Annotated in this window: 35 protein-coding genes, 3 tRNA genes and 2 rRNA genes; 1 reads left to right on the top strand and 39 read right to left on the bottom strand. The window is 57.1% G+C overall.

The genetic code is table 11. The annotated features are described in order from the left end of the window. The first annotated feature begins 6 nt into the window (after window positions 1-6). The gene (gene uvrA / locus JV241A_RS02240; protein WP_134061285.1) at window positions 7-2,841 is read left to right on the top strand and encodes an excinuclease ABC subunit UvrA; all 2,835 of its coding nucleotides are present in this window, start codon (window positions 7-9) and stop codon (window positions 2,839-2,841) included. 133 nt (window positions 2,842-2,974) lie between these two features. Here uvrA and bfr read toward each other — a convergent pair whose 3' ends face one another. The 39 genes from bfr to JV241A_RS02045 form a co-directional block, all read right to left on the bottom strand. Then, the gene (gene bfr / locus JV241A_RS02235; RefSeq protein ID WP_045200027.1) at window positions 2,975-3,439 is read right to left on the bottom strand and encodes a bacterioferritin; all 465 of its coding nucleotides are present in this window, start codon (window positions 3,437-3,439) and stop codon (window positions 2,975-2,977) included. Between the two features lie 155 nt (window positions 3,440-3,594). Next, the gene (locus JV241A_RS02230) at window positions 3,595-5,043 is read right to left on the bottom strand and encodes a catalase (protein ID WP_115085070.1); all 1,449 of its coding nucleotides are present in this window, start codon (window positions 5,041-5,043) and stop codon (window positions 3,595-3,597) included. Between the two features lie 173 nt (window positions 5,044-5,216). Beyond that, window positions 5,217-5,603 carry a 50S ribosomal protein L17 gene (rplQ, locus tag JV241A_RS02225; RefSeq protein ID WP_002555463.1) on the bottom strand — a complete coding sequence of 129 codons (387 nt, stop codon included), beginning with the start codon at window positions 5,601-5,603 and terminating at the stop codon, window positions 5,217-5,219. A 43-nt stretch (window positions 5,604-5,646) separates the two neighbouring features. Beyond that, window positions 5,647-6,648 carry a DNA-directed RNA polymerase subunit alpha gene (rpoA, locus tag JV241A_RS02220; protein ID WP_003186012.1) on the bottom strand — a complete coding sequence of 334 codons (1,002 nt, stop codon included), beginning with the start codon at window positions 6,646-6,648 and terminating at the stop codon, window positions 5,647-5,649. 22 nt (window positions 6,649-6,670) lie between these two features. Continuing rightward, window positions 6,671-7,291, bottom strand: coding sequence for a 30S ribosomal protein S4 (gene rpsD / locus JV241A_RS02215; protein WP_010220321.1), 621 nt, complete (start codon window positions 7,289-7,291; stop codon window positions 6,671-6,673). Window positions 7,292-7,306: 15 nt separating this feature from the next. Beyond that, window positions 7,307-7,696, bottom strand: coding sequence for a 30S ribosomal protein S11 (gene rpsK / locus JV241A_RS02210; protein ID WP_002555466.1), 390 nt, complete (start codon window positions 7,694-7,696; stop codon window positions 7,307-7,309). A 30-nt stretch (window positions 7,697-7,726) separates the two neighbouring features. Then, entirely contained in the window at window positions 7,727-8,083 is a 357-nt protein-coding gene (gene rpsM, locus JV241A_RS02205) for a 30S ribosomal protein S13 (RefSeq protein ID WP_038998488.1), read from the bottom strand. 131 nt (window positions 8,084-8,214) lie between these two features. After that, window positions 8,215-8,331: a 50S ribosomal protein L36 gene (gene rpmJ / locus JV241A_RS02200; RefSeq protein WP_002555468.1), complete on the bottom strand. Its 117-nt coding sequence runs from the start codon at window positions 8,329-8,331 to the stop codon at window positions 8,215-8,217. Between the two features lie 28 nt (window positions 8,332-8,359). Next, entirely contained in the window at window positions 8,360-9,691 is a 1,332-nt protein-coding gene (gene secY / locus JV241A_RS02195) for a preprotein translocase subunit SecY (RefSeq protein WP_010220319.1), read from the bottom strand. Further along, the gene (rplO, locus tag JV241A_RS02190) at window positions 9,692-10,126 is read right to left on the bottom strand and encodes a 50S ribosomal protein L15 (protein WP_115085069.1); all 435 of its coding nucleotides are present in this window, start codon (window positions 10,124-10,126) and stop codon (window positions 9,692-9,694) included. A gap of 3 nt (window positions 10,127-10,129) precedes the next feature. Further along, complete coding sequence (gene rpmD / locus JV241A_RS02185) at window positions 10,130-10,306, bottom strand: 50S ribosomal protein L30 (RefSeq protein ID WP_010220317.1); 177 nt, start codon at window positions 10,304-10,306, stop codon at window positions 10,130-10,132. Window positions 10,307-10,308: 2 nt separating this feature from the next. Next, on the bottom strand, window positions 10,309-10,809 hold the full coding sequence (rpsE, locus tag JV241A_RS02180; RefSeq protein WP_010220316.1) for a 30S ribosomal protein S5: 501 nt from the start codon (window positions 10,807-10,809) through the stop codon (window positions 10,309-10,311). Window positions 10,810-10,812: 3 nt separating this feature from the next. Continuing rightward, complete coding sequence (gene rplR / locus JV241A_RS02175; RefSeq protein WP_009397496.1) at window positions 10,813-11,163, bottom strand: 50S ribosomal protein L18; 351 nt, start codon at window positions 11,161-11,163, stop codon at window positions 10,813-10,815. Window positions 11,164-11,173: 10 nt separating this feature from the next. Next, on the bottom strand, window positions 11,174-11,707 hold the full coding sequence (gene rplF, locus JV241A_RS02170; protein WP_010220314.1) for a 50S ribosomal protein L6: 534 nt from the start codon (window positions 11,705-11,707) through the stop codon (window positions 11,174-11,176). A gap of 12 nt (window positions 11,708-11,719) precedes the next feature. Further along, a complete protein-coding gene (gene rpsH, locus JV241A_RS02165) occupies window positions 11,720-12,112 on the bottom strand; it encodes a 30S ribosomal protein S8 (protein ID WP_010220313.1) in 393 nt (130 codons plus the stop codon). Window positions 12,113-12,321: 209 nt separating this feature from the next. Next, window positions 12,322-12,627 (bottom strand): 30S ribosomal protein S14, encoded by a 306-nt coding sequence (gene rpsN / locus JV241A_RS02160; RefSeq protein WP_038998487.1) that lies wholly within the window; start codon window positions 12,625-12,627, stop codon window positions 12,322-12,324. A gap of 13 nt (window positions 12,628-12,640) precedes the next feature. After that, window positions 12,641-13,180 carry a 50S ribosomal protein L5 gene (gene rplE, locus JV241A_RS02155; RefSeq protein ID WP_010220311.1) on the bottom strand — a complete coding sequence of 180 codons (540 nt, stop codon included), beginning with the start codon at window positions 13,178-13,180 and terminating at the stop codon, window positions 12,641-12,643. 20 nt (window positions 13,181-13,200) lie between these two features. Then, complete coding sequence (gene rplX / locus JV241A_RS02150) at window positions 13,201-13,515, bottom strand: 50S ribosomal protein L24 (RefSeq protein ID WP_009397501.1); 315 nt, start codon at window positions 13,513-13,515, stop codon at window positions 13,201-13,203. An 11-nt stretch (window positions 13,516-13,526) separates the two neighbouring features. Further along, window positions 13,527-13,895 carry a 50S ribosomal protein L14 gene (gene rplN, locus JV241A_RS02145; protein ID WP_002555479.1) on the bottom strand — a complete coding sequence of 123 codons (369 nt, stop codon included), beginning with the start codon at window positions 13,893-13,895 and terminating at the stop codon, window positions 13,527-13,529. Window positions 13,896-13,918: 23 nt separating this feature from the next. Beyond that, window positions 13,919-14,185, bottom strand: coding sequence for a 30S ribosomal protein S17 (gene rpsQ, locus JV241A_RS02140; RefSeq protein ID WP_008374160.1), 267 nt, complete (start codon window positions 14,183-14,185; stop codon window positions 13,919-13,921). A gap of 2 nt (window positions 14,186-14,187) precedes the next feature. Beyond that, window positions 14,188-14,379: a 50S ribosomal protein L29 gene (rpmC, locus tag JV241A_RS02135; protein ID WP_002555481.1), complete on the bottom strand. Its 192-nt coding sequence runs from the start codon at window positions 14,377-14,379 to the stop codon at window positions 14,188-14,190. Beyond that, the gene (gene rplP, locus JV241A_RS02130; RefSeq protein WP_003255479.1) at window positions 14,379-14,792 is read right to left on the bottom strand and encodes a 50S ribosomal protein L16; all 414 of its coding nucleotides are present in this window, start codon (window positions 14,790-14,792) and stop codon (window positions 14,379-14,381) included. Before rplP ends, rpmC begins: the two co-directional genes overlap by 1 nt. Before the next feature lie 12 nt (window positions 14,793-14,804). Further along, window positions 14,805-15,491, bottom strand: coding sequence for a 30S ribosomal protein S3 (gene rpsC, locus JV241A_RS02125; RefSeq protein WP_010220308.1), 687 nt, complete (start codon window positions 15,489-15,491; stop codon window positions 14,805-14,807). 13 nt (window positions 15,492-15,504) lie between these two features. Continuing rightward, complete coding sequence (gene rplV / locus JV241A_RS02120) at window positions 15,505-15,837, bottom strand: 50S ribosomal protein L22 (RefSeq protein ID WP_003103908.1); 333 nt, start codon at window positions 15,835-15,837, stop codon at window positions 15,505-15,507. A gap of 11 nt (window positions 15,838-15,848) precedes the next feature. Continuing rightward, window positions 15,849-16,124, bottom strand: coding sequence for a 30S ribosomal protein S19 (gene rpsS, locus JV241A_RS02115; protein WP_002555486.1), 276 nt, complete (start codon window positions 16,122-16,124; stop codon window positions 15,849-15,851). A 16-nt stretch (window positions 16,125-16,140) separates the two neighbouring features. Next, window positions 16,141-16,965, bottom strand: coding sequence for a 50S ribosomal protein L2 (gene rplB, locus JV241A_RS02110; RefSeq protein ID WP_038606161.1), 825 nt, complete (start codon window positions 16,963-16,965; stop codon window positions 16,141-16,143). A gap of 14 nt (window positions 16,966-16,979) precedes the next feature. Further along, window positions 16,980-17,279 carry a 50S ribosomal protein L23 gene (gene rplW / locus JV241A_RS02105; RefSeq protein WP_010220306.1) on the bottom strand — a complete coding sequence of 100 codons (300 nt, stop codon included), beginning with the start codon at window positions 17,277-17,279 and terminating at the stop codon, window positions 16,980-16,982. Then, on the bottom strand, window positions 17,276-17,878 hold the full coding sequence (rplD, locus tag JV241A_RS02100) for a 50S ribosomal protein L4 (RefSeq protein WP_010220305.1): 603 nt from the start codon (window positions 17,876-17,878) through the stop codon (window positions 17,276-17,278). The genes rplW and rplD overlap by 4 nt, the downstream gene beginning before the upstream one ends. A gap of 12 nt (window positions 17,879-17,890) precedes the next feature. After that, the gene (gene rplC, locus JV241A_RS02095) at window positions 17,891-18,526 is read right to left on the bottom strand and encodes a 50S ribosomal protein L3 (protein ID WP_010220304.1); all 636 of its coding nucleotides are present in this window, start codon (window positions 18,524-18,526) and stop codon (window positions 17,891-17,893) included. Window positions 18,527-18,606: 80 nt separating this feature from the next. Further along, window positions 18,607-18,918: a 30S ribosomal protein S10 gene (gene rpsJ / locus JV241A_RS02090; protein ID WP_003186070.1), complete on the bottom strand. Its 312-nt coding sequence runs from the start codon at window positions 18,916-18,918 to the stop codon at window positions 18,607-18,609. A 142-nt stretch (window positions 18,919-19,060) separates the two neighbouring features. Continuing rightward, entirely contained in the window at window positions 19,061-20,254 is a 1,194-nt protein-coding gene (gene tuf, locus JV241A_RS02085) for an elongation factor Tu (protein ID WP_115085064.1), read from the bottom strand. An 86-nt stretch (window positions 20,255-20,340) separates the two neighbouring features. Then, a tRNA-Thr gene (locus tag JV241A_RS02080) sits at window positions 20,341-20,416 on the bottom strand. A 26-nt stretch (window positions 20,417-20,442) separates the two neighbouring features. Further along, a tRNA-Gly gene (locus JV241A_RS02075) sits at window positions 20,443-20,516 on the bottom strand. Between the two features lie 24 nt (window positions 20,517-20,540). Continuing rightward, window positions 20,541-20,624: transfer RNA gene (locus JV241A_RS02070), tRNA-Tyr, on the bottom strand. A gap of 152 nt (window positions 20,625-20,776) precedes the next feature. Next, the gene (locus JV241A_RS02065; protein ID WP_115085063.1) at window positions 20,777-21,205 is read right to left on the bottom strand and encodes a hypothetical protein; all 429 of its coding nucleotides are present in this window, start codon (window positions 21,203-21,205) and stop codon (window positions 20,777-20,779) included. Between the two features lie 7 nt (window positions 21,206-21,212). Then, window positions 21,213-21,959 (bottom strand): pantothenate kinase, encoded by a 747-nt coding sequence (locus JV241A_RS02060; RefSeq protein WP_134061284.1) that lies wholly within the window; start codon window positions 21,957-21,959, stop codon window positions 21,213-21,215. After that, window positions 21,949-22,908 carry a bifunctional biotin--[acetyl-CoA-carboxylase] ligase/biotin operon repressor BirA gene (gene birA / locus JV241A_RS02055; RefSeq protein WP_115085061.1) on the bottom strand — a complete coding sequence of 320 codons (960 nt, stop codon included), beginning with the start codon at window positions 22,906-22,908 and terminating at the stop codon, window positions 21,949-21,951. Before birA ends, JV241A_RS02060 begins: the two co-directional genes overlap by 11 nt. Window positions 22,909-23,065: 157 nt before the next feature. Next, window positions 23,066-23,181: ribosomal RNA gene (rrf, locus tag JV241A_RS02050) — 5S ribosomal RNA — on the bottom strand. 136 nt (window positions 23,182-23,317) lie between these two features. After that, window positions 23,318-23,423 (bottom strand): 23S ribosomal RNA (locus JV241A_RS02045); the annotation flags it as partial.

Below are 23,423 nucleotides of genomic sequence, written 5' to 3'. Positions count from 1 at the left end.
GCCGCAGTGGACAAGATCCTGATTCGTGGGGCACGAACCCACAACCTGAAGAACATCGACCTGACCCTGCCCCGGGACAAGTTGATCGTCATTACCGGCCTGTCCGGTTCCGGCAAGTCGTCCCTGGCCTTCGATACCCTGTACGCCGAAGGCCAGCGCCGCTATGTCGAATCGCTGTCGGCCTATGCCCGGCAGTTCCTGTCGATGATGGAAAAACCCGACGTCGACACCATCGAAGGTTTGTCGCCGGCGATTTCCATCGAGCAAAAGTCGACCTCGCACAACCCGCGTTCGACCGTCGGCACCATCACTGAAATCTACGACTACCTGCGTCTGCTTTACGCCCGCGTCGGCACCCCGCGCTGCCCGGACCATGACATCCCGCTGGAAGCACAGACCGTCAGCCAGATGGTCGACCTGGTGCTGGCCCAGCCAGAAGGCAGCAAGCTGATGCTGCTGGCGCCGGTGATTCGCGAGCGCAAGGGTGAACACCTGGCGGTCTTCGAAGAACTGCGCGCCCAGGGCTTTGTCCGTGCGCGGGTCAACGGCAAGCTGTTCGAACTCGATGAACTGCCGAAGCTGGACAAGCAGAAAAAGCACACCATCGAAGTGGTGGTCGACCGTTTCAAGGTTCGCGAAGACCTGCAACAGCGCCTGGCCGAGTCATTCGAAACCGCGCTGAAGCTGGCTGACGGCATCGCCCTGGTCGCCTCGATGGATGACGAGCCGTTCGAGGAGATGATCTTCTCCGCCCGCTTCGCCTGCCCGATCTGCGGCCATGCGATCAGCGAGCTGGAACCCAAGCTGTTCTCCTTCAACAATCCGGCCGGCGCCTGCCCGACCTGCGACGGCCTTGGGGTCAAACAGTTCTTTGACACCAAGCGCCTGGTCAATGGCGAGTTGACCCTGGCCGAAGGCGCGATCCGCGGCTGGGACCGGCGCAACGTCTACTACTTCCAGATGCTCGGCTCGCTGGCCGCGCATTATGACTTCAGCCTCGAAATCCCCTTCGGCGAGCTGCCGGCCGAGCAGCAGAAAGTCATCCTCCACGGCAGCGGCAAGCAGAACGTCGACTTCAAGTACCTCAACGACCGTGGCGATATCGTCAAGCGCTCGCACCCGTTCGAAGGCATCGTGCCGAACCTGGAGCGGCGCTACCGCGAGACCGAATCGGCGACCGTGCGTGAAGAACTGGCCAAGTTCCTCAGCACCCAGCCCTGCCCGGATTGCCGCGGTACCCGCCTGCGTCGCGAGGCGCGGCATGTATGGGTCGGCGAGAAAACCCTGCCGGCGGTCACCTGCCTGCCGATCGGCGAAGCCAGCGGCTACTTCGGTGGCCTGAAACTGACCGGTCGACGTGGCGAAATTGCCGACAAGATTCTCAAGGAAATCTGCGAACGCCTGCAGTTTCTGGTCAACGTCGGCCTCGACTACCTGACCCTCGACCGCAGCGCTGACACTCTTTCGGGCGGCGAAGCCCAGCGTATCCGCCTGGCCAGCCAGATCGGCGCCGGCCTGGTCGGGGTGATGTACATCCTCGACGAACCGTCCATCGGCCTGCACCAGCGCGACAACGACCGTTTGCTCGGCACCCTCAATCACCTGCGCGACATCGGCAACACGGTGATCGTGGTCGAGCACGACGAGGACGCCATTCGCCTGGCCGACTACGTGGTGGACATCGGGCCGGGCGCCGGCGTGCACGGCGGCCAGATCGTCGCCGAAGGGACGCCGGCCGAGGTCATGGCCCATCCGGATTCGCTGACCGGCAAGTACCTGTCGGGCCGGGTCAAGATTGCCGTACCACCCAAGCGTACTCCGCGTAACAAGAAGCTTTCGCTCAAGCTCAAGGGCGCGCGCGGCAACAACCTGCAGAACGTCGACCTGGACATCCCGATTGGCCTGCTGACTTGTGTGACTGGCGTGTCCGGTTCGGGCAAGTCGACGCTGATCAACAACACCCTGTTCCCGCTCAGTGCCACCGCCCTCAATGGCGCCAGCACCCTGGAAGCGGCGCCGCACGACAGCTGCGATGGCCTGCAGCACCTGGACAAGGTGGTCGACATTGACCAGAGCCCGATCGGCCGCACCCCGCGCTCGAACCCGGCGACCTACACCGGCCTGTTCACGCCGATCCGCGAACTGTTCTCCGGCGTCCCGGAGTCGCGCTCGCGCGGTTACGGCCCGGGGCGCTTCTCGTTCAACGTCAAGGGTGGGCGCTGCGAGGCCTGCCAGGGCGACGGCCTGATCAAGGTTGAGATGCACTTCCTGCCGGACATCTACGTGCCGTGCGATGTGTGCAAGAGCAAGCGCTACAACCGCGAAACCCTGGAGATCAAGTACAAGGGCAAGAACATCCACGAGGTCCTCGAAATGACCATCGAGGAAGCCCGCGAGTTCTTCGACGCGGTGCCGGCGCTGGCGCGCAAGCTGCAGACGCTAATGGATGTAGGTCTGTCCTACATCAAGCTCGGGCAGTCGGCGACCACGCTGTCAGGTGGCGAGGCGCAGCGGGTCAAGCTGTCTCGCGAGCTGTCCAAGCGCGATACCGGCAAGACCCTGTACATCCTCGACGAGCCGACCACCGGCCTGCACTTTGCCGATATCCAGCAGTTGCTCGATGTACTGCACCGCCTGCGCGATCACGGCAACACTGTGGTAGTGATCGAGCACAACCTGGACGTGATCAAGACCGCCGACTGGATCGTCGACCTAGGCCCCGAGGGCGGCTCCAAGGGCGGGCAGATCATCGGCTTTGGTACGCCGGAAGACGTGGCCGAGATGAAGCAGTCGTACACCGGCTACTACCTCAAGCCGCTGCTTGAGCGGGATCGCGCCTGATGTAGGAGCGGCGGTGCGACTTGCCCCTCGATTGCGGTTTGTCTATCGCATCGCGGGGCAAGCCCGCTCCCACCAAGAGATCCCCAGATAACAAAAAGCCCCGCACTGGCGGGGCTTTTTTTGATCGGGAAAATTACATCTGCGATTGCAGGTAGTTTTCCAGGCCGATCGACTTGATCAGGCCCTGCTGCTTTTCCAGCCAGTAGGTGTGATCTTCTTCGGTATCGGCCAGCTGCAGGCGCAGGATGTCGCGGCTGATGTAGTCTTTGTGCAGCTCGCACAACTCGATGCCTTTGCACAGCGCAGCGCGCACCTTGTACTCAAGGCGCAGGTCGGCGGCGATCATGTCCGGCACGGTGGTGCCAACGTCCAGGTCGTCAGGACGCATGCGCGGGGTGCCTTCCAGCATGAGGATACGACGCATCAGGGCATCGGCGTGTTGCGCCTCTTCTTCCATTTCGTGGTTGATACGCTCGTAGAGCTTGCTCAAGCCCCAGTCTTCGTACATCCGCGAGTGAATGAAATATTGGTCACGTGCCGCCAGTTCGCCCGTCAGCAACGTGTTGAGATAATCGATTACGTCCGGGTGACCTTGCATCGCCCTGCCTCTCCCTGTGTGAAAGACATAGTTTGAACCAGGATGACCGGAAGGTCACTGAGAATCGGGCATAAAAGTGCAAAAAAGCGGGCAAACGGTAGTGATATGCATTGAAAAACCGCCCAAATGAGGGCGGTTCTTCTTATCACTTCGACTTAGGCGAGATTCAGGCCCAAAGCCTTGGCAATTCCTTCGCCATAGGCCGGATCGGCCTTGAAGAAGTGTTGCAGCTGGCGCTGAACCACGTCTTCAGTCACCCCGGCCATGGCGCCGGCGATGTTGCTGATCAGCAGGGCCTTCTGCTCCGGATTCATCAGGCGGAACAGCGCCCCGGCGTGACTGTAGTAGTCGGTGTCTTCGCGGTGATCGTAACGATCGGCGACACCGTTCAGGGCCAGTGAAGGCTCCGCGTACTGAGGAGCCTGCTTCGGCGCATTGGCGTAGCTGTTCGGCTCGTAGTTCGGTGCCGCACCGCCGTTGCTGCCAAAAGCCATCGAGCCATCACGCTGGTAGCTGTTCACCGGGCTACGTGGGGCGTTGACCGGCAGTTGCTGGTGGTTGGTCCCGACACGGTAGCGATGTGCGTCTGCGTAGGCGAATACGCGGCCCTGAAGCATGCGGTCCGGCGACAGGCCAACCCCCGGCACCATGTTGCTCGGGCCGAACGCCGCTTGTTCGACTTCGGCAAAGTAGTTCAGCGGGTTGCGGTTGAGCTCCAGCTCGCCGATCTCGATCAACGGGTAGTCCTTCTGCGACCAGGTCTTGGTCACGTCGAACGGGTTTTCATCGCGGCTGGCCGCCTCTTCCTCGCTCATCACCTGAATGCACACGGCCCATTTCGGGAAGTCGCCACGCTCGATCGCTTCGAACAGGTCGCGTTGGGCGTAGTCCGGGTCGGTGCCAGCCAGGCGCGCGGCATCGGCGGGGGCCAGGTTCTTGATGCCCTGCCTGGTTTTGAAGTGCCATTTGACCCAGGTACGCTGGCCCTGAGCATTGATCAGGCTATAGGTGTGACTGCCGAAGCCGTGCATGTGACGGTAGCCGTCCGGGATCCCACGGTCTGAGAACAGGATGGTGACCTGGTGCAGCGCCTCGGGCGAATGCGACCAGAAGTCCCACATCATCTGCGCGCTTTTCAGGTTGCTTTGCGGCAGGCGCTTCTGGGTGTGGATAAAGTCGGGGAATTTCAGTGGGTCACGGATGAAGAACACTGGAGTGTTGTTGCCAACGATGTCCCAGTTGCCTTCTTCGGTGTAGAACTTCAGGGCGAAACCACGTGGGTCACGCTCGGTATCGGCCGAACCACGCTCGCCACCGACCGTGGAGAAGCGCAGGAAGGTTTCGGTCTGCTTGCCAACGCTGTTGAACAGCCTGGCGCAGCTGTACTGGGTGATATCGCGGGTGACGGTGAAGGTGCCATAGGCACCCGAGCCTTTGGCGTGTACGCGGCGCTCAGGGATGTTCTCGCGGTTGAAGTGCGCGAGTTTCTCGATCAGGTGGAAGTCATCCAGCAACAACGGGCCACGCGGGCCTGCCGAACGCGAATTCTGGTTGTCGGCCACCGGCGCGCCGCTGGCGGTGGTCAGTATTTTGTTCTGGCTCATGCTCTCTCTCCCTATCGGTCTTGAACGGCCGGCTAATCGGCTCGGGATGAGTATCGACCACAACTATGACAACAACAAATTCATTAACTGATTCATATCAATAGATTATTACAATACATGCAGACACAAAAAACCGGGCACTAGGCCCGGCTTCTTGTTACAGACTGTTCGCCTTACTCAGCAGCTTCAACCGAGCCACCGACAGGACGATCAACCAGCTCGACGTACGCCATAGGTGCGTTATCGCCAGCGCGGAAGCCGCACTTGAGGATACGCAGGTAGCCGCCCTGACGGGTGGCATAGCGCTTGCCCAGATCGTTGAACAGCTTACCGACGATTTCTTTCGAACGAGTACGGTCGAAAGCCAGACGACGGTTAGCAACGCTGTCTTCCTTGGCCAGGGTGATCAGCGGCTCGGCAACGCGGCGCAGTTCCTTGGCTTTTGGCAGAGTAGTTTTGATCAGCTCGTGCTCGAACAGCGACACCGCCATGTTTTGGAACATGGCCTTACGGTGAGAGCTGGTACGGCTCAGGTGACGTCCACTTTTACGATGACGCATGGGTTCATTCCTTACCAAACACTACGTTCGGTGATTACGACGATCAGGCAGTCGCCTTGTCGTCCTTCTTAAGACTTGCAGGCGGCCAGTTGTCGAGGCGCATGCCGAGGGACAGACCGCGGGAGGCCAGAACGTCCTTGATTTCAGTCAAGGATTTCTTGCCCAGGTTCGGAGTCTTCAACAGCTCTACTTCGGTACGCTGAATCAGGTCGCCGATGTAGTAGATGTTTTCCGCCTTAAGGCAGTTAGCCGAACGTACAGTCAGTTCCAGATCGTCAACCGGGCGAAGCAGGATCGGATCGATCTCGTCTTCCTGCTCGACAACCACTGGTTCACTGTCACCTTTGAGGTCGACGAACGCAGCCAACTGCTGTTGCAGGATGGTTGCAGCGCGACGGATAGCCTCTTCAGGATCCAGAGTACCGTTGGTTTCCAGATCAATTACCAGCTTGTCCAGGTTGGTACGCTGCTCGACACGGGCGTTTTCCACCACGTATGCGATACGGCGAACCGGGCTGAACGAAGAGTCGAGCTGCAAGCGACCAATGCTGCGGCTTTCGTCTTCATCGCTCTGACGCGAATCGGCCGGCTCATAACCACGACCACGAGCTACGGTGAGCTTCATGTTCAAGGCGCCGTTGGACGCCAGGTTAGCGATTACGTGATCGGGGTTAACGATCTCGACATCATGATCCAGCTGAATATCGGCAGCGGTAACCACCCCCGAACCCTTCTTCGACAAGGTCAGCGTAACTTCGTCACGACCGTGCAGTTTGATAGCCAGGCCTTTCAGGTTCAACAGGATTTCAATGACATCTTCCTGTACACCTTCGATTGCCGAGTACTCATGGAGTACACCGTCAATCTCGGCCTCGACTACTGCACAGCCAGGCATGGAGGACAACAGGATGCGGCGCAGCGCGTTGCCCAGGGTATGGCCAAAGCCACGCTCGAGAGGCTCGAGCGTGATTTTAGCGCGGGTTGGACTGACGACCTGCACATCGATGTGGCGGGGCGTCAGGAACTCATTTACCGAAATCTGCATGGATGCACCTATTTTCTAGCCCTTACTTGGAGTAGAGCTCGACAATCAGGCTTTCGTTGATGTCGGCGGACAGGTCACTGCGAGCAGGAACGTTCTTGAAAACGCCCGACTTCTTGGCAGCATCCACATCTACCCACTCAACGCGGCCACGCTGGGCGCACAGTTCAAGGGCTTGAACAATGCGCAGCTGGTTCAGCGACTTCTCGCGAACCGCGACCACGTCACCCGGACGAACTTGGTAGGACGGAACGTTTACAGTCTTGCCGTTTACGCTGATCGCTTTGTGCGAAACCAGCTGACGGGATTCGGCACGAGTAGCGCCAAAGCCCATACGATAAACGACGTTATCCAGACGGCACTCGAGCAGTTGCAGCAGGTTCTCACCAGTAGCGCCCTTCTTGGAGGCCGCTTGCTTGTAGTAACCGCTGAATTGACGCTCGAGGACGCCGTAGATACGACGAACTTTTTGTTTCTCACGCAGCTGGGTGCCGTAGTCGGACTGACGACCGCGGCGCTGACCGTGGATACCTGGGGCTGCTTCGATGTTGCACTTCGATTCCAGAGCGCGAACGCCGCTCTTCAGGAACAGATCGGTGCCTTCACGACGAGACAGTTTGCATTTTGGACCAATGTAACGTGCCATTTATCTGTCTCCTGATTACACGCGGCGCTTCTTCGGCGGACGGCACCCGTTATGCGGGATTGGCGTCACGTCGGTGATGCTGGCGATCTTATAGCCACAGCCGTTCAGAGCACGAACAGCGGACTCACGACCTGGACCTGGACCCTTGACGTTGACGTCGAGGTTCTTCAGACCATATTCCAGCGCAGCTTGACCAGCACGTTCAGCAGCTACCTGAGCAGCGAACGGGGTGGACTTGCGGGAACCGCGGAAACCCGAACCGCCGGAGGTAGCCCAGGACAGAGCGTTACCTTGACGATCGGTGATGGTCACGATGGTGTTGTTAAAAGACGCATGGATGTGGGCGATGCCATCAACCACTGTCTTTTTGACTTTTTTACGAGGACGAGCAGCAGGTTTTGCCATTTCTAAATTCCTGTCGATTCGCTGGTGCGATTACTTGCGGATCGGCTTACGCGGGCCCTTACGGGTACGCGCGTTGGTCTTGGTACGCTGACCGCGTACTGGCAGACCCCGACGATGACGCAGGCCGCGGTAGCAACCCAGGTCCATCAACCGCTTGATTTTCATGTTGATGTCACGGCGCAGATCACCTTCGGTGATGTACTTCGCAACTTCAGTACGCAGCGATTCAACCTGCTCGTCGCTCAGATCCTTGATCTTTGCGGCTGGGTTGACCCCAGTGTCTGCACAGATTTTCTGTGCAGTAGTGCGACCAACACCATAGATGTAGGTCAGCGAGATAACAGTGTGCTTGTTATCTGGAATGTTGACGCCTGCAATACGGGCCATTCAGTGGGACTCCAATTGACAGCTACCTACGCCCCGGAAGCCAAGAAATAGGGCGCGAGATAATATCGCTGTAGAAACAAATAATCAACCCAGCAGCGCACTAGCTGCTGGGTTTGAAGCGCAGATCACAATCAGCCTTGGCGCTGCTTGTGACGTGGTTCCGCACTGCAAATTACTCGAACGACACCTTCGCGGCGAATAATTTTGCAGTTACGGCACAGCTTTTTCACCGATGCACGAACTTTCATCACCAACTCCTCGAACCTTAAGGGTCAATCAGCGCAGCAGACCGCTGCCACCGTAGCCTTTCAGGTTGGCTTTCTTCATCAGGGATTCGTACTGGTGCGAAACGAGGTGCGATTGTACTTGGGACATGAAGTCCATCACAACCACTACCACAATCAGCAACGAGGTCCCGCCAAGGTAGAACGGAACGTTTGCCGCGACCACCAGGAACTGGGGAAGCAGACACACGGCCGTCATATAAAGAGCACCGAACATGGTCAAGCGGGTCAGAACGCCATCAATGTAGCGCGCCGACTGCTCGCCCGGACGGATACCCGGAATAAAGGCACCGGACTTCTTCAGGTTTTCCGCTACGTCTTTCGGATTGAACATCAACGCCGTATAGAAGAAGCAGAAGAAAATAATCCCTGCACTAAACAGCAGAATATTCAACGGCTGACCAGGAGCGATCGACTGCGAGATGTCCTGCAACCAGCCCATACCTTCGGACTGACCGAACCAGGCACCCAGCGAAGCCGGGAACAGCAAGATGCTGCTCGCGAAAATGGCAGGAATTACGCCCGCCATGTTCACTTTCAACGGCAAGTGGCTGGTCTGCGCAGCGAAGACCTTGCGGCCCTGCTGACGCTTGGCGTAGTGAACGGCGATACGACGCTGACCACGCTCAATGAACACCACGAAACCGATAATCGCTACTGCCAGCAAACCGATAGCGACCAGGGCGAAAATATTGATATCGCCTGTGCGTGCAGACTCGAAAGACTGCCCGATTGCTCTCGGAAGACCGGCGACGATACCTGCGAAGATCAACATCGAGATACCGTTGCCTACACCGCGCTCGGTGATCTGCTCGCCCAGCCACATCATGAACATCGCGCCGGCCACGAAAGTGGACACCGCAACGAAATGGAAGCCAAAGTCAGCAGAAAACGCCACGCCCTGACCGGCCAGACCAATGGACATGCCAATGGCCTGGACCAGCGCCAGGATAACGGTGCCGTAGCGGGTGTACTGGCTGATCTTGCGACGGCCAGCTTCACCTTCCTTCTTCAACTGCTCCAGCTGCGGGCTAACGGCGGTCATCAGCTGCATGATGATCGATGCCGAAATGTACGGCATGATCCCCAGTGCAAAGATGCTCATCCGTTCCAGCGCGCCGCCGGAAAACATGTTGAACAAGCTAAGAATGGTCCCCTCATTCTGTCGAAACAGTTCCGCCAGCCGGTCCGGGTTGATACCTGGAACTGGGATGTGTGCGCCTATCCGGTAGACGATGATCGCCAGGAACAGAAAACGCAGACGAGCCCAGAGTTCAGACATCCCGCCTTTGCCGAGCGAAGAGAGAGCACCTTGCTTAGCCATTTATTCCTCGAACTTGCCGCCAGCTGCTTCGATAGCCGCACGCGCACCTTTGGTGGCTGCGATACCCTTGATGGTGACCGCGCGAGTAACTTCGCCGGACAGCATGATTTTCACACGCTGTACGCTTTGGTTAATCACGTTGGCATCCTTCAAGGATTGCACGGTGACAACGTCGCCTTCCACTTTGGCCAGCTCGGACAGACGCACTTCTGCGCGGTCCATGGCTTTCAGGGAAACGAAGCCGAATTTCGGCAGACGACGGTGCAGCGGCTGTTGACCGCCTTCAAAGCCTGGAGCAATGGTGCCACCGGAACGGGAGGTTTGACCTTTGTGGCCGCGGCCACCAGTCTTACCCAAACCGCTACCGATACCACGGCCCGGACGATGCTTCTCGCGACGGGAACCCGGCGCTGGACTCAGATCATTGAGTTTCATCGATTAACCCTCGACGCGCAGCATGTAGTAAGCCTTGTTGATCATCCCGCGATTCTCGGGAGTATCCAGGACTTCTACAGTGTGACCGATGCGGCGCAGACCCAGACCCTTAACACACAGTTTGTGGTTAGGGAGACGGCCGGCGGTGCTTTTGATCAGCGTTACTTTAACGGTAGCCATGATCAGCGGATCTCCTCAACGCTCTTGCCGCGCTTGGCAGCAATGGACTCAGGAGATTGCATAGCCTTCAGACCCTTGAAAGTGGCATGAACCACGTTCACTGGGTTGGTCGAGCCATAGCACTTGGCCAGGACGTTCTGAACGCCAGCAACTTCCAGGACGGCACGCATTGCGCCACCGGCGATGATACCGGTACCTTCCGAGGCAGGCTGCATGTACACCTTCGACGCGCCATGGGCGGACTTGGTGGCGTACTGCAGAGTAGTGCCGTTCAGGTCTACCTGAATCATGTTGCGACGAGCAGCTTCCATGGCTTTCTGGATCGCAGCAGGTACTTCGCGCGACTTGCCACGGCCGAAGCCAACACGACCTTTACCATCACCAACCACGGTCAACGCGGTGAAAGTGAAGATACGGCCGCCTTTGACGGTTTTAGCAACGCGGTTAACTTGAACCAGCTTCTCGATGTAGCCTTCGTCGCGCTTTTGATCGTTATTTGCCATAACTTAGAACTCCAGCCCGCCTTCACGAGCAGCATCAGCCAGCGCTTTGACGCGGCCATGGTACTTGAAGCCGGAACGGTCAAAGGCAACTTGAGATACACCGGCGGCTTTCGCGCGCTCAGCTACCAGCTTGCCAACCTTAGTGGCCGCGTCGATGTTGCCGGTGGCACCATCACGCAGTTCTTTGTCCAAGGTCGAGGCACTGGCCAAAACCTTGCTGCCGTCGGCCGAAATGACCTGGGCGTAGATGTGCTGCGAGGAGCGGAACACGCAGAGACGCACGACTTCGAGTTCGTGCATTTTCAGGCGTGCTTTGCGAGCGCGACGCAGTCGAGTAACTTTTTTGTCGGTCATTTGCTAGGCCCTACTTCTTCTTGGCTTCTTTACGACGGACGACTTCGTCCGCGTAACGCACACCCTTGCCTTTGTACGGCTCTGGTGGACGGAAGTCGCGGATTTCAGCGGCCACCTGACCTACCAGCTGCTTGTCGATACCCTTGATCAGGATATCGGTCTGGCTTGGGGTCTCTGCGGTGATACCGGCCGGCAGTTCGTAATCCACTGGATGCGAGAAGCCGAGTGCCAGGTTCAGCACGGTGCCTTTGGCTTGTGCTTTGTAACCAACACCGACCAGCTGGAGCTTGCGCTCGAAGCCTTGGCTTACGCCCTGGACCATGTTGTTCACCAGGGCGCGGGTAGTACCGGCCATAGCGCGAGTTTGTTGATCGCCATTGCGAGCAGCGAAACGCAGCTCACCAGCTTCTTCAACAATTTCAACCGACGAGTGAACGTTCAGTTCGAGAGTGCCCTTGGCACCCTTCACCGAAAGCTGTTGGCCGACGAATTTGACTTCGACACCGGCTGGCAGCTTAACGGGGTTCTTAGCGACGCGAGACATGCTTATCCCCCCTTAGAACACTGTGCAGAGAACTTCGCCGCCGACACCGGCAGCGCGCGCAGCACGATCAGTCATCACACCTTTGTTGGTGGAGACGATAGACACGCCCAGACCGCCACGTACTTTCGGCAGTTCTTCGACGGACTTGTACTGACGCAGGCCTGGACGACTTACGCGCTTGACTTCCTCGATGACCGGACGGCCTTCGAAGTATTTCAGCTCGATGGAAAGCGATGGTTTTACTTCGCTGCTGACTTGGTAGCCAGCGATGTAACCTTCGTCTTTCAGAACTTTGGCTACCGCAACCTTCAGAGTCGACGAAGGCATGCTTACGACGGACTTTTCAGCCATCTGGGCATTACGGATGCGAGTTAGCATGTCCGCTAACGGGTCCTGCATACTCATGGGCTAGACGCTCCTGATACAAGAAAAATTAGCCTCTCGGCTACTACAGTCCCCTGAAATCGCCGGGCGTAAAAACCCGGGCTCAGGAGAGCCGGTCATTCTAGACAGTTCCCAGAAACGAAACAAGCCCCAGAAGGGGCTTGTTTCGTTGCAAGGTCACCGGTGGTCGGAAGATTGCTCCCCCGCCACCTGGACGCTGCCGGTACGTCTTACCAGCTGGCTTTAACCAGACCTGGAACGTCACCGCGCATTGCTGCTTCACGCAGCTTGTTACGGCCGAGGCCGAACTTGCGGTAAACGCCGTGTGGACGACCGGTGATGCGGCAACGGTTACGCAGGCGCGCAGCGCTAGCGTCACGTGGTTGCTTCTGCAGAGCTACGACGGCGGCAAAACGCTCTTCTGGAGTTGCTTCCAGGTTCACGATGGTCGCTTTCAGCTCGGCACGCTTCTTGGCGTACTTGGCAACGGTGAGCTGACGCTTCAGCTCACGGTTCTTCATGCTCTTCTTGGCCATTTTCCTACTCCAATCAGTTGCGGAACGGGAATTTGAAAGCACGCATCAGAGCGCGGCCTTCATCATCGTTCTTGGCAGTGGTGGTCAGGGTAATGTCCAGACCGCGCAGAGCATCGATCTTGTCGTAGTCGATTTCCGGGAAGATGATCTGCTCTTTCACACCCATGCTGTAGTTGCCACGACCATCGAAGGACTTGGCATTCAGGCCGCGGAAGTCGCGAACCCGAGGCAGGGAGATCGCCAGCAGGCGGTCCAGGAATTCGTACATACGATCACGGCGCAGGGTAACTTTAACGCCGATCGGCCAGCCTTCACGGACTTTGAAGCCCGCGATGGATTTCCGAGCGAAAGTCACAACGGCTTTCTGACCGGTGATCTTCTCCAGGTCAGCAACAGCGTGTTCGATGACTTTTTTGTCGCCGACAGCTTCGCCCAGACCCATGTTCAGGGTGATCTTGGTAACGCGCGGAACTTCCATCACGTTCGCCAGCTTAAGTTCTTCCTTAAGCTTGGGAGCAATCTCGTTCCGGTAAATCTCTTTCAGTCGTGCCATGGTCTTCTACCTAGCAGTGTTCAAGCATCAACCGCTTTTTGGGTCGACTTGAAGACACGAATTTTTTTGCCGTCTTCTACTTTGAAACCAACGCGGTCAGCCTTGTTGGTTTCGCCGTTGAAAATGGCGACGTTGGAAGCGTGCAGTGGCGCTTCTTTCTCGACGATACCGCCCTGTACGCCCGACATCGGGTTAGGCTTGGTATGACGCTTCACCAGGTTGATCCCACCAACGACCAGACGGTCGTCAGCGAGAACCTTGAGCACCTTACCGCGCTTACCTTTGTCTTTGCCGGCGATCACGATGATCTCGTCGTCACGACGAATCTTTTGCATGTCGGATCTCCTTACAGCACTTCTGGGGCGAGCGAGACGATCTTCATGAACTTCTCAGTACGAAGTTCACGGGTCACTGGCCCAAAGATACGGGTGCCGATCGGCTCTTGCTTGTTGTTCAGCAGAACAGCAGCATTGCCATCAAAGCGGATGATGGAGCCGTCAGCACGACGGACACCGTGGCGAGTGCGGACTACAACAGCAGTCATCACTTGGCCTTTCTTCACTTTACCGCGAGGAATTGCTTCCTTGACGGTTACCTTGATGATGTCACCGATGCCGGCGTAACGGCGGTGCGAACCGCCGAGAACCTTGATGCACATGACGCGACGAGCGCCGCTGTTATCGGCCACATCGAGCATGGATTGAGTCTGAATCATAAAATTTCTCCGACCCTTAGCCCTTAGACTTCAACAGCGCGTTCGAGAACTTCAACCAGTGCCCAGGACTTGGTCTTGGCCAGCGGACGGGTCTCGCGGATGGAGACCTTGTCGCCGATATGGCACTGGTTGGTTTCGTCGTGCGCGTGCAGCTTAGTCGAACGCTTAACGTATTTACCGTAGATCGGGTGCTTCACGCGACGCTCGATCAGTACGGTGATGGTTTTGTCCATCTTGTCGCTGACGACACGGCCAGTCAGCGTACGGACGGTTTTTTCAGCTTCAGCCATGATCACTTACCTGCCTGCTGGTTGAGCACAGTTTTCACGCGAGCGATGTCACGCTTAACTTGCGAGAGCAGGTGCGACTGCCCCAACTGGCCAGTTGCTTTCTGCATACGCAGATTGAACTGGTCGCGCAGCAAGCCGAGCAGTTGCTCGTTCAGCTGCTGTGCTGATTTTTCACGAAGTTCATTCGCTTTCATCACATCACCGTCCGCTTAACAAAGGAGGTGGCGAGAGGCAGCTTTGCAGCCGCCAGGGCGAAAGCCTCACGCGCCAACTCTTCAGAAACACCCTCGATCTCGTACAGGACTTTGCCTGGCTGGATCTGGGCAACCCAGTACTCCACGGAACCTTTACCTTTACCCATCCGCACTTCGAGAGGCTTCTTGGAGATCGGCTTGTCCGGGAACACACGGATCCAGATTTTACCGCCACGTTTTACGTGACGGGTCAGAGCACGACGTGCCGACTCAATCTGGCGGGCGGTGAGACGACCGCGAGCAACAGCTTTCAGAGCAAATTCGCCGAAGCTGACTTTGCTACCGCGCAGTGCCAGACCACGGTTGTGGCCAGTCATCTGCTTGCGGAATTTTGTACGCTTTGGTTGCAACATTTGGCGTACCCCTTACTTAGCAGCTTTTTTACGAGGCGCTGGTGCTTGTGGTTTCAGTTCTTCTTGGCGACCACCAATTACTTCGCCTTTGAAAATCCAAACCTTCACACCGATCACACCGTAAGTGGTGTGAGCTTCGTAGGTGGCATAGTCGATATCGGCACGCAGGGTGTGCAGCGGCACACGACCTTCGCGATACCATTCAGTACGTGCGATTTCAGCACCGCCGAGACGACCGCTCACTTGGATCTTGATGCCTTTGGCACCAATGCGCATGGCGTTCTGTACGGCGCGCTTCATGGCGCGACGGAACATCACACGACGCTCCAGCTGCTGAGCTACGCTCTGAGCTACCAGCATACCGTCGAGTTCCGGCTTGCGGATCTCTTCGATGTTGATGTGCACAGGCACACCCATTTGCTTGGTCAGGTCCTGACGCAGTTTCTCAACATCTTCACCTTTCTTCCCGATAACGATACCTGGACGAGCGGTGTGGATGGTGATGCGTGCAGTTTGGGCCGGACGATGGATATCGATACGGCTAACGGACGCGCTTTTTAGTTTGTCTTGGAGGTACTCACGCACATTCAGATCTGCGAGCAAATAGTCCGCATAAGTCCGACCGTCTGCGTACCAGACGGAGGTGTGCTCCTTGACGATTCCCAGGCGAATGCCAGTGGGATGTACTTTCTGACCCATCTGATCGACTCCGTTACTTGTCCGCAACCTTGACAGTGATATGGCAAGACCGCTTGACGATGCGATCAGCGCGGCCTTTGGCACGCGGCATGATGCGCTTCAGCGAACGCCCTTCGTTGACGAAAACGGTGGAGACCTTCAGGTCATCAACGTCTGCGCCTTCGTTATGCTCGGCGTTGGCTACGGCCGACTCGAGGACTTTCTTCATGATTTCAGCGGCTTTTTTGCTGCTGAAAGCCAACAGGTTGAGCGCTTCGCCCACCTTCTTCCCGCGGATCTGGTCGGCGACCAAGCGGGCTTTCTGGGCGGAGATTCGAGCGCCCGACAACTTAGCGGCTACTTCCATTTCCTTACCCCTTAACGCTTGGCTTTCTTGTCAGCCACGTGCCCACGATAAGTGCGGGTACCGGCAAACTCGCCCAGTTTATGGCCGACCATGTCTTCGTTCACGAGAACTGGGACGTGTTGGCGACCGTTGTGTACCGCGATGGTCAGACCGACCATTTGTGGCAGGATCATGGAACGGCGCGACCAGGTCTTAACTGGTTTGCGATCGTTCTTTTCCGCCGCCACTTCGATCTTCTTCAGTAGGTGAAGATCGATAAAAGGACCTTTTTTCAGAGAACGTGGCACTGTCGTATCCCTCTATTTACTTGCGACGACGGACGATCATGTTGTCGGTACGCTTATTACCACGAGTCTTCGCGCCCTTAGTCGGGAAGCCCCATGGCGATACCGGATGACGACCACCGGAGGTACGACCTTCACCACCACCATGTGGGTGGTCAACCGGGTTCATGGCAACACCACGAACGGTTGGGCGAACGCCACGCCAGCGTTTGGCACCAGCTTTACCCAGCGAACGCAGGCTGTGCTCGGAGTTCGAGACTTCACCCAGGGTCGCACGGCATTCAGCCAGGACTTTACGCATTTCACCAGAGCGCAGACGCAGGGTCACATAGACACCTTCGCGAGCGATCAGCTGAGCCGAAGCACCAGCGGAACGAGCGATCTGTGCACCTTTGCCCGGCTTCAGTTCGATGCCGTGAATGGTGCTACCCACTGGGATGTTGCGCAGTTGCAGGGAGTTGCCTGGCTTGATTGGAGCCAGAGCGCCTGCGATCAGCTGGTCGCCAGCAGCAACGCCTTTAGGGGCGATGATGTAGCGGCGCTCGCCGTCTGCGTAGCACAGCAGTGCGATGTGAGCAGTACGGTTTGGATCGTATTCGATACGCTCGACAGTGGCGACGATGCCATCTTTGTCGTTGCGACGGAAATCGACCATACGGTAATGCTGCTTATGACCACCACCTACGTGACGAGTAGTGATACGGCCATTGTTGTTACGACCACCAGACTTCGATTTCTTCTCGAGCAGCGGTGCGTGAGGAGCGCCTTTATGCAGCTCCTTGTTGACCACCTTGACCACGAAACGGCGGCCAGGGGAAGTCGGTTTGCATTTAACGATTGCCATGATGCACCCCTTCCTTACTCAGCACTGCTGCTGAAATCGAGATCTTGGCCTGGCTGAAGCGAAACGATCGCTTTCTTCCAGTCATTGCGCTTGCCCAGACCACGTGCGGTACGCTTGGTTTTACCCAGAACGTTTACAGTCGACACGTTTTCGACTTTTACGCCGAACAGGCCTTCGACAGCTTTCTTGATTTCCAGCTTGGTTGCGTCAGTAGCAACCTTGAATACGAACTGGCCTTTTTTCTCAGCCAGAACGGTAGCCTTCTCGGAAACATGCGGGCCAAGGAGGACTTTAAATACGCGTTCCTGGTTCATCCCAGCAGCTCCTCGAATTTCTTCACGGCCGACACAGTGATCAACACTTTGTCGTATGCGATCAGACTGACCGGATCGGAACCCTGTACGTCACGTACGTCGACGTGCGGCAGGTTACGAGCAGCCAGGTACAGGTTCTGATCAACAGCGTCCGAAACGATCAGTACGTCGCTCAGACCCATGCCGTTCAGCTTGTTCAGCAGATCTTTGGTTTTCGGTGCTTCAACAGCGAAGTCCTGAACCACGACCAGACGGTCGGTACGCACCAGCTCAGCGAGGATGGAACGCATTGCTGCGCGGTACATCTTCTTGTTGAGCTTCTGCGAGTGATCCTGAGGACGAGCTGCGAAAGTGGTACCACCGCCACGCCAGATTGGGCTACGGATAGTACCGGCACGAGCACGGCCAGTGCCTTTCTGACGCCATGGGCGCTTACCGCCACCAGCAACGTCGGAACGGGTTTTCTGCTGCTTGGTGCCTTGACGGCCGCCGGCCATATAGGCCACGACTGCTTGGTGTACCAGCGTCTCGTTGAATTCGCCGCCGAAAGTCAGTTCGGAAACTTCGATCGCTTGAGCGTCATTTACATTTAGTTGCATGTCAGCTTCCCCTTAACCGCGAGCCTTGGCAGCCGGACGCACAACCAGATCGCTGCCAGTTGCGCCTGGAACGGCACCCTTGACCAGCAACAGATTGCGTTCAGCGTCGACGCGCACTACTTCGAGGGACTGAACGGTCACGCGCTCGGCGCCCATGTGACCGGACATTTTCTTGCCCTTGAATACACGACCAGGAGTCTGGCACTGGCCGATAGAGCCCGGGACGCGGTGGGAGACGGAGTTACCGTGGGTGTTATCTTGACCGCGGAAATTCCAACGCTTGATGGTACCGGCAAAGCCTTTACCCTTGGACTGGCCGGTAACATCTACCAGCTGACCTGCAGCGAAGATTTCAGCGTTGATCGAATCACCGGCCTGGAACTCACCTTCTTCAAGGCGGAATTCCCAGACACCGCGACCCGCGGCAACGTTCGCCTTGGCGAAGTGACCAGCTTGAGCAGCAGTCACACGCGAAGCGCGACGCTCACCGACAGTGACTTGCACTGCACGATAGCCATCGGTTTCTTCAGTTTTGAACTGGGTGACGCGATTCGGCTCGATCTCAATGACCGTGACCGGAATGGAGACACCTTCTTCGGTGAAAATACGGGTCATACCGCATTTACGACCGACTACACCAATAGTCATGTTGTAAACCTCATGAGTGTACGGGGCTTTCACCCGCTATGGCCGCCCATTTCAGAGCGTTACACGACTAAGACCGTGTCTTAGCCGAGGCTGATCTGCACTTCCACACCGGCCGCAAGATCAAGCTTCATAAGAGCATCAACGGTTTTATCCGTTGGCTGGACGATGTCCAGAACGCGCTTATGAGTACGGATCTCGTACTGGTCACGCGCGTCTTTGTTGACGTGCGGGGAGACCAGAACGGTGAACCGCTCTTTACGGGTAGGCAGTGGAATTGGACCACGCACTTGAGCACCAGTACGTTTCGCGGTTTCCACGATTTCCTGGGTGGATTGGTCGATCAGGCGATGGTCAAAAGCCTTCAACCTGATACGGATTTGCTGATTTTGCATTGGATTTCAGACTCCAGGCTGCTATTCCCACCGGGCGCACTACGCCCGTTAAAAGGAGGCGTGATTCTATAGAGGGCCCCACTGAGTGTCAACCCAATAAAAAAGCCCCCGCTGAGCGGGGGCCTTTTTAAGCGATCAACGATTACTCGATGATTTTGGCTACGACGCCGGCGCCGACGGTACGACCGCCTTCACGGATAGCGAAACGCAGACCGTCTTCCATCGCGATGGTCTTGATCAGGGTAACAGTCATTTGAATGTTGTCACCTGGCATTACCATTTCAACGCCTTCTGGCAGCTCGCAGTTACCAGTCACGTCAGTAGTACGGAAGTAGAACTGTGGACGGTAGCCTTTGAAGAACGGAGTATGACGGCCGCCTTCTTCCTTGCTCAGAACGTAAACTTCTGCGGTGAACTTGGTGTGCGGCTTGACCGAACCTGGCTTGACCAGAACCTGGCCACGCTCAACGTCGTCACGCTTGGTGCCGCGCAGCAGCACGCCGCAGTTCTCGCCAGCACGACCTTCGTCCAGCAGCTTGCGGAACATCTCAACACCAGTGCAGGTGGTGGTGGTGGTGTCACGCAGACCAACGATTTCCAGGGCGTCTTGAACGCGGACGATACCACGCTCGATACGACCGGTAACAACGGTACCACGACCCGAGATCGAGAATACGTCTTCGATTGGCATCAGGAACGGCTTGTCGATAGCGCGCTCAGGCTCTGGGATGTAGGCATCCAGAGTCTCAACCAGCTTCTTGACAGCGGTGGTGCCCATTTCGTTGTCGTCTTTGCCTTCCAGCGCCATACGAGCCGAACCGATGATGATCGGAGTGTCGTCGCCTGGGAAGTCATAGGTGGACAGCAGGTCGCGAACTTCCATCTCGACCAGTTCCAGCAGCTCAGCGTCGTCTACCAGGTCAGCCTTGTTCAGGAAGACCACGATGTACGGAACGCCAACCTGACGGGACAGCAGGATGTGCTCACGGGTTTGCGGCATCGGACCATCGGCGGCCGAGCAAACCAGGATCGCGCCGTCCATCTGGGCAGCACCGGTGATCATGTTCTTCACGTAGTCAGCGTGACCTGGGCAGTCGACGTGAGCGTAGTGACGAATCTTCGAGTTGTACTCGACGTGTGCGGTGTTGATGGTGATACCGCGAGCTTTCTCTTCTGGAGCGCTGTCGATCTTGTCGAAGTCAACAACGGCCGAACCGAAAACTTCGGAGCAGACGCGGGTCAGCGCTGCGGTCAGCGTGGTCTTGCCATGGTCGACGTGACCAATGGTGCCGACGTTCACGTGCGGCAGACTACGATCGAACTTTTCCTTAGCCATCGAGACAATCCTCAGCAAGAAGAAATAAGCAAGTCAATACGACCATTAAAACAAAGGCAGATATTTTCATATCTGCCTTAGTTATATGGAGCTCTTGAGCGGATTTGAACCGCTGACCTCACCCTTACCAAGGGTGTGCTCTACCAACTGAGCTACAAGAGCGTAACACTGTGCAACAACCGTAAACTTGGAGCGGGTAGCGGGAATCGAACCCGCATCATCAGCTTGGAAGGCTGAGGTTCTACCACTAAACTATACCCGCGGAGCTTGCGGCTCTCGCTAAAACTGGTGGAGGGAGAAGGATTCGAACCTTCGAAGCTCTCGCAACGGATTTACAGTCCGTCCCCTTTGACCGCTCGGGAATCCCTCCAGATTTGGCCGGCATTCTATGCAGAAGCCGATCCAGTGTCAAGCGCTTTTTCAAATTTTTTCAATCAAATCTGAAACTTAGCTGCTTTGACACCGCCTCCAGCTCTACCACCTGAGTGGTGTTCCCTGTGAAGCGGGCGCCATTCTATCAAGCTATTCGCCAGTTGCAATACCCTCGCACAACATTATTTTATGTTTTAAGTCTTTGAAATCATGGGAAAGTGTCCCAAGCACGGTTTGGTCCAGCAAACGCTGGCTCTGGGGCGCGATCTGCAGCCACAAACCAGTGCTATCACCCAGGCGGCCGGTCACCGGAACAGCAGCAATATCCAGGGTCAGCAAGCGCTGACGCAGTGCCTTTACCTGATCCTGGCCCGCCAGGCCGCCTACGTAGAGGCATTCCTGGCCACGCTCGGGCGCCGTTTTACCCTTGCTCGACTCGCTCAGCAGACGAATATCCTGCTGATTTCCCTTATACAGCGACAACGGCGCCACTTCCTTGGCCTTCAACGGCGCTTCCTGCTGGTGCCAGACGTAATAAAAGACATTGAGCACCACCAACAACAGAAACAACCAACGCATAGGCACCTCAATCCAGGGGACAAGCCATGGCCAGACCAACGAACACCAGGTCCGGCACCACCCGGGCCTGTGGCGCGGTCTCCTGCACCAGGAGCGCATCGCCCCCGGTTAGCAGCACGGTGAAATCATCACCCCACAGTCCCTGAGCGTATTCGAGCTGCGAGCGAACAAAGCCCTGCAGCATATGCACGCAACCACGCTCCACCGCCTCGACAGTAGAACGCCCAGGCGCCAGGCTCGACAATGCCCGTTCAGCCGAAGCATCGTCATAGCGGATTCGCCGGGTGTGGGTACGCAGCTGACTGCGCATCAACGGCATGCCCGGGCAAATGAAACCACCCAGATGCTCGCCGTCGGCAGATACGAAGTCGGCCTTGGCCGCCGTACCAAAATCCATGACCAGGCAAGCGCCGCCCGCCAAGTGATACCCCCCCAGGAGCGCAAGCCAACGATCCAGGCCAAGGCGCTGGAAGTCTTCGTAACCATTATGCACGCCACAGACCTCTTTGGCCGGCTGCGCCACCACAACATTCAGGCCAAAGTGCTGAGCGAGCAGCGCCGAAAGACCGGCAGTCTCCTCTTCACTTCTGACACTGACCAGGCGGCAGCGCCTGGGTGCCTCAGGGAGCGCCATGACAGCCGCTACCAGGGCCTGATCGGAGTCCACTATGCCGCCGGCAGCCACAGCACCCTGTGCAGCATGGATTACCCGCCACTTGATAAAGCTGTTGCCACAATCGAGCTCAAGAATCATCACGCAACCTCAAACTGAGCTCACCACCGCTAAAGCTCTTCTCAACACCATCAACCTCGAGGCGCAACGCCCCTTGCCGGTCAATGCCTAGAACAATTCCGTCAATCCGGTTGACTCCGGCAATCAGGGACACCGCAGCCCCCTGCCACAGATGGGATTGTTCCCATTCGGCCTGGAACGCGGCGAAACCGGATTGCCGATGGCGCTGCAGATCCTGCTGCAGGTTCTGACTGAGCGCAGCCACCAGCTTATTACGATCGACTGCCACCCCTGTCTCACGACGCACAGACGTCCACAACTGATCGATCTGCTCGTTGACCTGCATGTTGACGTTGATACCAATCCCCAGCACGACGTGACAGACGTCCGCGGGATCTCCAACCAGCTCCAGGAGGATGCCAGCGATTTTCTGATTGTTTACCAGAACATCATTCGGCCATTTCAGTCCCGCGCTGGCAACACCAAAGGCCTGCAGCGTACGCATTACCGCCAGGCCAACCACAAGGCTCAAACCTTCCAGCTGGCGCATGCCGCCTTCAATACGTAGCACCAGGCTGTAGTACAGGTTTTCCGCGAATGGGCTGACCCACTGCCGGCCACGCCGGCCACGCCCGGCCGCCTGACGCTCAGCCAGCACCAGGAACGGCGCAGCCTGGCCTTCGCTGATCGAGCGCAGGGCCTGGGCGTTGGTCGAGTCGATGGATTCGAATATCAACACTGGCCACTGTTCACCTTGGGAAAGCTCGGCTAATGCCGACTCTTCCAGCAACGACAGCGGCGTGGCCAACTGATAGCCGCGGCCACGGACTTTATGAATGGGCAGGTTCAGCTCAGCCTCAAGAAGCTGCAATTGCTTCCAGACAGCGGCGCGACTGACGCCCAAGGCTGCGCCCAGGTCTTGCCCGGAATGGAACCGGCCATCCTTGAGGAGCTTCAACAACTTCAGCATGCCAATCTCGACTCACAATGAGGAGGGCATGATAGCCATGCAGGTGGGGATTGCATAGAAAACTGAGTTGCGGAAGCGGCAGTAGGAGCGCACAGAGGAAAATGTCAGAAAGACAAAACCCCTACCTGCATACGCAGATAGGGGTTTCGGAATTTAATCTTGACGATGACCTACTCTCACATGGGGAAACCCCACACTACCATCGGCGATGCATCGTTTCACTACTGAGTTCGGGATGGGATCAGGTGGTTCCAATGCTCTATGGTCGTCAAGAAATTCTGTTGCCAGAAGGTCTTGTTAGACACTCCAGCGAATCGGGTATGTGATGCTTGTGAGTTACAAATTCTCGGCTTTGCAGTCTTCACAACACCGCAATCTGGTCATTCGACGCAAATTGCTTGGGTGTTATATGGTCAAGCCTCACGGGCAATTAGTATTGGTTAGCTCAACGCCTCACAGCGCTTACACACCCAACCTATCAACGTCGTAGTCTTCGACGGCCCTTCAGGGAGCTC

It is taken from the genome of Pseudomonas sp. JV241A (genome assembly GCF_900275665.1).
Classification (GTDB): Bacteria; Pseudomonadota; Gammaproteobacteria; order Pseudomonadales; family Pseudomonadaceae; genus Aquipseudomonas; species Aquipseudomonas wadenswilerensis.
This window is presented reverse-complemented; position numbering and strand designations above follow the sequence as displayed.